Annotated in this window: 8 protein-coding genes; 5 read left to right on the top strand and 3 right to left on the bottom strand. The window is 36.4% G+C overall.

Features of this window, described 5'->3' with window-relative positions; genetic code table 11:
- Window positions 1-921: alginate O-acetyltransferase AlgX-related protein (locus tag VNJ50_RS07650; RefSeq protein ID WP_325580580.1), on the top strand; the 921-nt coding region annotated here is incomplete at its 5' end.
- A 37-nt stretch (window positions 922-958) separates the two neighbouring features.
- Here the strand turns inward: VNJ50_RS07650 and gdhA are convergent.
- The gene (gdhA, locus tag VNJ50_RS07645) at window positions 959-2,299 is read right to left on the bottom strand and encodes an NADP-specific glutamate dehydrogenase (RefSeq protein WP_325580578.1); all 1,341 of its coding nucleotides are present in this window, start codon (window positions 2,297-2,299) and stop codon (window positions 959-961) included.
- Between the two features lie 308 nt (window positions 2,300-2,607).
- On the opposite strand from gdhA, the gene VNJ50_RS07640 reads away from it, so the two are divergent.
- The gene (locus VNJ50_RS07640; protein ID WP_414652879.1) at window positions 2,608-3,402 is read left to right on the top strand and encodes a THC0290_0291 family protein; all 795 of its coding nucleotides are present in this window, start codon (window positions 2,608-2,610) and stop codon (window positions 3,400-3,402) included.
- On the opposite strand, the gene VNJ50_RS07635 is transcribed toward VNJ50_RS07640, so the two are convergent.
- Window positions 3,403-4,542 (bottom strand): cystathionine gamma-synthase, encoded by a 1,140-nt coding sequence (locus VNJ50_RS07635; RefSeq protein WP_325580574.1) that lies wholly within the window; start codon window positions 4,540-4,542, stop codon window positions 3,403-3,405.
- Between the two features lie 96 nt (window positions 4,543-4,638).
- Here VNJ50_RS07635 and VNJ50_RS07630 point away from each other — a divergent pair, with 96 nt between their 5' ends.
- Window positions 4,639-5,364, top strand: a complete 726-nt coding sequence (locus VNJ50_RS07630) for a DUF3298 and DUF4163 domain-containing protein (protein WP_325580572.1) — start codon at window positions 4,639-4,641, stop codon at window positions 5,362-5,364.
- 36 nt (window positions 5,365-5,400) lie between these two features.
- Entirely contained in the window at window positions 5,401-5,757 is a 357-nt protein-coding gene (locus tag VNJ50_RS07625) for an arsenate reductase family protein (protein ID WP_325580570.1), read from the top strand.
- On the opposite strand, the gene VNJ50_RS07620 is transcribed toward VNJ50_RS07625, so the two are convergent.
- On the bottom strand, window positions 5,754-6,233 hold the full coding sequence (locus tag VNJ50_RS07620; protein WP_325580568.1) for a thioesterase family protein: 480 nt from the start codon (window positions 6,231-6,233) through the stop codon (window positions 5,754-5,756). The genes VNJ50_RS07625 and VNJ50_RS07620 overlap by 4 nt on opposite strands.
- Window positions 6,234-6,443: 210 nt before the next feature.
- Between VNJ50_RS07620 and VNJ50_RS07615 the strand changes: the two genes are divergently transcribed.
- The coding region (locus VNJ50_RS07615; protein ID WP_325580566.1) for a YicC family protein at window positions 6,444-7,162 on the top strand (719 nt) is incomplete at its 3' end.

Here is a 7,162-nt window from a genome sequence, read left to right as displayed (position 1 = left end):
AACCCACAGCTTTATATTTCCGATTTCAAGAATTATTATGTGAATAACCTTGGATTAAAATTGACTTTTACAAATATGTATATCAACTTTAAATCTCAAATCCTTAATGATCATCCGCTTCCCAATGAAGTTGTACAAGGTAAAGAGGGCTGGTACTTTTTAGGCAATTCCTATAATGATATTTTAAATGATTCTTTTGGAAATGTGCCTTTTACAAATGCTGAACTTGATGCAATTACCCAAAAACTCCGTAAAATAAAACAACATCTCAATTTAAAAAAAATTGAATTTTATATTGTAGTTCCACCTAACAAACAAAGCATTTACAAAGAACACTTACCGTTTCAACTCACGCCACGCACTAAAAGATTAAGTCAGCTACAACAGCATTTAAAAACGCATTCGGACTTAAAGATTATTTCGCCAGAAACACTTTTAATGTCCAAAAAGAATGATCTTCCTCTATATCACAAAACGGATTCGCACTGGAACGATTATGGTGCTTTTTTAGGTTATTCCGAAACTATAAAGATGATTGGAAAGGATTTTGACATTGCTCCTATTCCACGTTCAGATTATCGAATGACGACAACACTCTTTAAAGGAGATTTGATGCCGATACTTAATAAAAATAGTGATGAAGAAAGTTTAGTACTAAAAAAAATCAAACCATCAAAAGTTGATACGCTTTCAGCTGTGTATACCTTTAGACATTTTACGAATCCGACAAACAATTTAAAGCTAATAATGCATTGCGATTCCTTTGCGGATGCGTGGATACCTTTTTTTAATGAAAGTTTTGGCGAAACTGTATATGTCAGAAATTATATAATTGATAATTCGTTAATTGAAAAAATCCAACCAGACATTGTGATTTTTGAAATTGTAGAACGTAATCTTATTGACTTAATAAATAATTAAAATCCTGAAAATAAGATCTTTAATAATTATTGATATTTTAAACCACCCCCTGCGCCAGCATTGCATCGGCAACTTTGACAAAACCCGCAATATTTGCTCCTTTTACATAATCTATAAATCCATCTTCCTGCTTGCCATACGTTACACATGATTGATGGATGTTTTCCATTATATCCACCAATTTTCCATCTACTTTCTCTCTATCCCACGAAAGTTTTAAAGCATTCTGGCTCATTTCCAATCCTGAAGTTGCCACACCACCAGCGTTGGCAGCTTTACCAGGGCCAAATAAAACTTTAGCTTTTTGAAATGCGGCTATAGCTTCTGGCGTACATGGCATGTTGGCGCCTTCTGCCACCGAAATCACTTTGTTTTTAATAAGTATTTTGGCTTCCTCAACATCCAACTCGTTCTGTGTGGCGCATGGCAATGCAATATCGCAAGGCACGGACCAAGGTCTTCCAAGATGAAAAGTTGCCGATTTATAAACGTCTGCATATTCACTTATTCGTCCGCGTCTCACATTTTTGAGATCCATTATAAATGCCAATTTATCGGCATCGATACCTTCCGGATCGTAAATATAACCTGACGAATCGGACATGGTCAATACCTTTGCGCCATATTCTGTAGCCTTTTCACAAGCATATTGCGCCACGTTTCCTGATCCTGAAATAACTACGGTTTTTCCTTCAATACTATCATTTTGAACTGCCAACATACTGTTCACAAAATAAACACAGCCGTATCCCGTTGATTCCGGCCGGATCAGCGAACCACCGTAACCAATGCCTTTCCCTGTCAAAATTCCCGTAAACTCATTGCGCAGTTTTTTATATTGTCCAAACATATAGCCTATTTCGCGTGGTCCCACGCCAACATCTCCCGCTGGAACATCGGTATTTGCACCAATATGTCGGTACAATTCATTCATAAACGCTTGGCAAAAACGCATCACTTCATGGTCACTTTTCCCTTTCGGATCAAAATCAGAACCACCCTTTCCGCCACCCATCGGAAGGGTTGTAAGCGCATTTTTAAAAGTCTGCTCAAAACCCAAAAACTTAAGAATGCTCAAATTTACCGTAGGATGAAATCGCAAACCGCCTTTAAACGGTCCTATGGCCGAATTGAACTCTACCCGAATCCCTCTATTGACTTGGATATTTCCCTTATCATCAACCCACGGCACTCTAAAAATAATAGTACGCTCAGGCTCAACCATCCGCTCCAACAGCATTTTACCGCGATATTTTGGGTTAGCTTCTATAAAAGGCAATATGGTTTCTGCCACTTCATGCACAGCTTGTAAAAATTCAGGTTCATGACTATTATTTTTTTCTACGTAATTTAAAAAGGAATCAATTTTTTCTCTCATATATTGCATTATTGTCAAAGATTAATCCATGTTAACCCACAAATATACGTCAAATCAATTGTTTTTGTAAATTTTTATCAATGAACTAGAGTGAACGATCCATATAATTATGAAATTCATAATTTGATTGGTTCTGGTTGTTTATTTAGCATATTTCGAAGGCATTTTAGGCCCTAAAAAATCAATATCTCAATGGCTGAAAACATGCTGTACACAACCTTCACGTTATGAATGTTTTGTTTGGAAGTTAAATCTGTTTTCATATATTTGTTAAGGCCAACTCCCCTAAAAACAAACAAACCTATATGATGTTTGATCTAAGACAGTTCACTATTATAATGTTATTCATGATGGGTATTTCAACGGGGTTTGCTCAAAACTGGTTCTCCAATGAAATAGGTGTGGTTTTCGGACCGGTAGTCTTCCAATCCGATTTTGGCGAACGCCGTGACCTAGAGAGCACGATGGGAAATACTGGATTTGGGATTGGTTTTGTCCATTATATGAATTTCGATTACAGAACTAGAGGTCCTATGAGATACTCTTATTTTAACGATCACTTTAGGATCCGAAGTGAGATTTCCTGGAACTGGACCAACTTAAAACATTTTGGCCAATGGGCTGAAGGTACCAGTGAAAATGCAAAAAAACTCAAAGCGCACACTGGCCGAGCAAACAACCTTGATGTTGGAATGCAATTGGAGTACTTCCCATTTAGTGTTAAGGAATTTTCTTATGACATCGGTGCTTTTGCGCCTTATGTAAGCTTAGGTGTTCATTATACATTATTTTCGCCAGAAGTGTTTACGAGCTATGGTGACAATGACGTCAACAATCTTTATAACTTTTTTGATCCATGGCGATATCCTAATGGAAAAGAAGATACCGATTTTATTGTGACAGAAGTAGGTGCCACATTTTCTATCGTAGGAAGTATTGGCACACGCTATAAATTGAGCCGTATGTCCGATTTGGTGCTCGATTTAAGATGGCAACGCTACTTTAGCGATAAAGTGGATGGGTTAAATCATAAATTGCCATCCAACAAAGCCAATGATCATTTGATATGGCTTAATTTCGGCTATATTTTTTACCTGAATTAGTTAGCCTATTGCTTGCTCTAAATCGGCAATCAAATCATCAATATCCTCGATGCCAACACTCAACCGGATCAAGGCATCCACAACACCTGTTTTTTCACGTTCTTCTTTTGGAATACTGGCGTGGGTCATACTGGCTGGATGTCCTGCAAGCGATTCTACGCCACCTAAAGATTCTGCCAAAGTAAACAATTTTAGATTTTCAACAATTCTTATGGCATTTGCATAGCTATTTCCCTTGGCAACAAAAGAAACCATACCTCCATAATCTTTCATTTGCTCTTTGGCAATAATATGATTGGGATGATCTTCAAACCCTGGCCAATACACATTTTCAATTTTTGGATGGTTCCTTAAATATTCTGCTACAGCTTTCCCGTTTTCACAATGCCTTTGCATTCTAACATGTAAGGTTTTGATCCCTCGTAAAACCAAAAAACTATCTTGTGGTCCGCAAACAGCACCACTGGCATTTTGGATAAAATACAGTTTTTGGGCTAAATCTTTATCCTTCACAATAAGTGCTCCCAACACAACATCACTATGCCCTCCCAAATATTTTGTGGCAGAATGCATGACAATATCCGCACCCAAATCTAAAGGTTGTTGTAAATATGGCGTCGCGAACGTATTGTCAACCGCTAATAAAATATTATGTTTTTTGGCAATGGTCGCAACCGCCTTAATGTCAATAATATTCATCATCGGGTTGGTTGGTGTTTCAATCCAAATGAGCTTTGTTTGGACATTGATATAAGCTTCCAGTTTTGAGGCGTTATCCATTTCTATAAAATGGAATTTAATCCCAAAATCCTCAAAAATCTTTGTAAACAATCGGTATGTTCCACCATAAAGATCACTGGTTGCAATCACTTCATCACCCGATTTTAAAAGCTTCACAACAGCATCTATCGCAGCCATTCCCGATCCAAAAGCCAAACCATGCGTGCCGTTTTCAATACTGGCCAACGAATTTTCTAAAGCCGTTCGGGTTGGGTTCGCACTACGCGAATAACCATAGCCTTTATGCGCGCCTGGTGTAGATTGCGCGTAGGTTGTAGTTTGATATATGGGTGGCATTACTGAGCCATAAGCTTTGTCGTGCTCCTGATTGCCATGAATGGTTTTTGTATTGAATTTCATAGGAAGAATATCTTATCAGCAACAAATTTAACCTTAAATTCGCTGGTTACAAAAGGATGTAATACCTTTGTTCAATTCTAAATAAAACCTCAAGTCATGAAGAAAACGAGTCTTATTTTATTAATTGCTTTAACGCTTTTAAGCTGTAATGAAACGGTCAAATTAAACTTTGAAACCCAACATATCGAAAAATCTTCCGACGCTATATTTAACATTAATTATCCAAAGGCAATTGGCACAAAAGCTGTTTCCGAAAACATAAATCAACACATCGAGCACCTCATTGCCAATCTTATGAACATGTCTGAAACACCAGATAACAATATCTCCGTTTCTGAGGCTATTTCAGAATTTGACAACGAATTCAAAGCTTTTAAAAACGATTTTCAAGACAGTAGCCAACGTTGGGAAGTAAAGATTGATGGCCAAGTGGAGTATGAATCTCCTGAAATTCTTTGCATCAGTCTACAATCGTATGTTGATACTGGTGGCGCGCATGGCAATGGTGGCATTACATTCCTGAACTTTGATCCTGAAACTGGAAAGCTTTTAAAACACAATGACCTGATCAGCGATTTTACACAATTCACAAAAGAGGCTGAAAAAGCATTTAATGAACAGACAAAACCAAAAGATGACGATGAACTTATGGAAGATTTTTTCTTTGGAGAAGGTTTTCAATTACCAGCCAATATCGGTTTTACCAAAAACGGCCTAGTACTTTTATACAACAATTATGAAATAGCATCTTATGCCCAAGGCATAACAAAAATAATAATGCCTTACAGTGAAATCAAAAATCTATTGAAAATAGAGCCTTAAAACGCCCAATATCCCAATCCTCATTACCTTTTTATTTTGAAAAAAATATATTACCTAAAAACCTGCAGCACCTGCACGCGAATAATAAAAACTTTAGATTTACCTTCTGATTTTATCATGCAGGACATTAAAAGCGAACCGATTACAGAAACACAGTTAGAAGAACTTCACAAACTTTCTGGCAGCTATGAAGCTTTGTTTAGCAAGCGGGCACAACTTTATAAAACCTTAGGTCTTAAAGACCAAAATCTAACGGAAAAAGATTTTAAAAAACACATTCTGGAGCATTATACCTTTCTGAGCCGACCTGTAATTATCTATAACGATCAGATTTTTATTGGAAACAGTGCTAAAACAGTCGAAGCTGCAAAACATGCCATTCACAGCCATTAAGACTGTAAATTAATTGGCTTTTTTCCGAATTTTCGCGTATCGTCTTTGGTCAATATTTTAAAATCTTCCGATTTCGGAAAGGTTTCCATTTCAGTCAAAAACTCAGTTGGCAAAGGCGTTAATGAGCGAGTTTCTAAATTGATCCAAGCGCCCAAAAGCTCGCAATTGGCCAGATTTTCGCCTTTATGATTATATATATTATGCTCAATCATAAAAAACATACCATCTTCACTTAATCCTTTTATTTCAAGGCTTACGCGTATTGGTGTTCCTAAAAAAGCTTCTTTAAAATAATAAATATGTTCGTAAAAAATGACAGGGCTAATCTGGTACTTTACCAAATTGGACAATGAAAAGTTATGGTCTTCAAAAAAAGCCACTCGCGTATGGCTCATAAAGTTAACATATGCCGAATTGGCCAAATGTCTATTAGCGTCAACATCACTCCAACGGATTTCAAAATTTTTAAAGTACATATATTTAAGAAAAAAAAGATATTAGATTTTATAACATAGCACAATCCAAAAATTAAATTTCTGCTATAATTAAAATTGCTATTATCAGGTTAGTAATTATAAGATTGCAAATTTAGAAGTTTTTAATCCTTCTGTCGTATTTCGCCTCAGTTATTAACCAATTAAAACTCATGATTTTCATTATCTTTGTGCAACTTTTAAAATACGTCCATGATACATTCCATGACAGGATACGGGAAAACTGTACTACAGCTTCCAACTAAAAAAATCTCCATTGAGGTTAAATCGCTTAACAGTAAAAGCCTCGATCTGAATACCCGAATGCCTTCTTTATATAGAGAAAAAGAATTAGATGTTCGAAAATTAATTGCCTCAAAACTTGAACGTGGCAAAGTCGATTTTTCATTGTTCATGGAAATTACCGGTGAAGAAACCTCCACACAAATCAACAAAACAGTTGTAAAACAATACATCAAGCAATTGAAGGAAGTCGTTGATGGCGACGAAACTGAATTATTGAAAATGGCCATTCGCCTACCCGATGCCATAACCACCGAAAGGGATGAAATTGATGAGGACGAATGGCATCTTATTGCTAACGAAATCAATAATGCAATAGATAAAATACAACAATACCGATTGGACGAGGGAAAAAGTTTGGAATCTGAATTTGTGGATCGTGTGAAAAATATTTCAGATCTTCTTGATAAAGTTATTGCCATGGATCCTGAGCGCATTGAAGGCGTAAGAGAACGTTTGCACAAAGGTGTTGCCGACTTAAAGGAAAAAGTTGATGAAAACCGATTTGAACAGGAATTGGTTTTTTATATCGAAAAGTTTGACATTACCGAAGAAAAAGTAAGACTAAAAAACCATTTGGATTATTTTATCAAAGCCCTAAAAAGTGACGATTCCAACGGAAAAAAATT

Origin of the sequence: Gelidibacter sp., from assembly GCF_035577925.1 — a bacterium.
Taxonomy (GTDB): domain Bacteria; phylum Bacteroidota; class Bacteroidia; order Flavobacteriales; family Flavobacteriaceae; genus Gelidibacter.
This window is presented reverse-complemented; position numbering and strand designations above follow the sequence as displayed.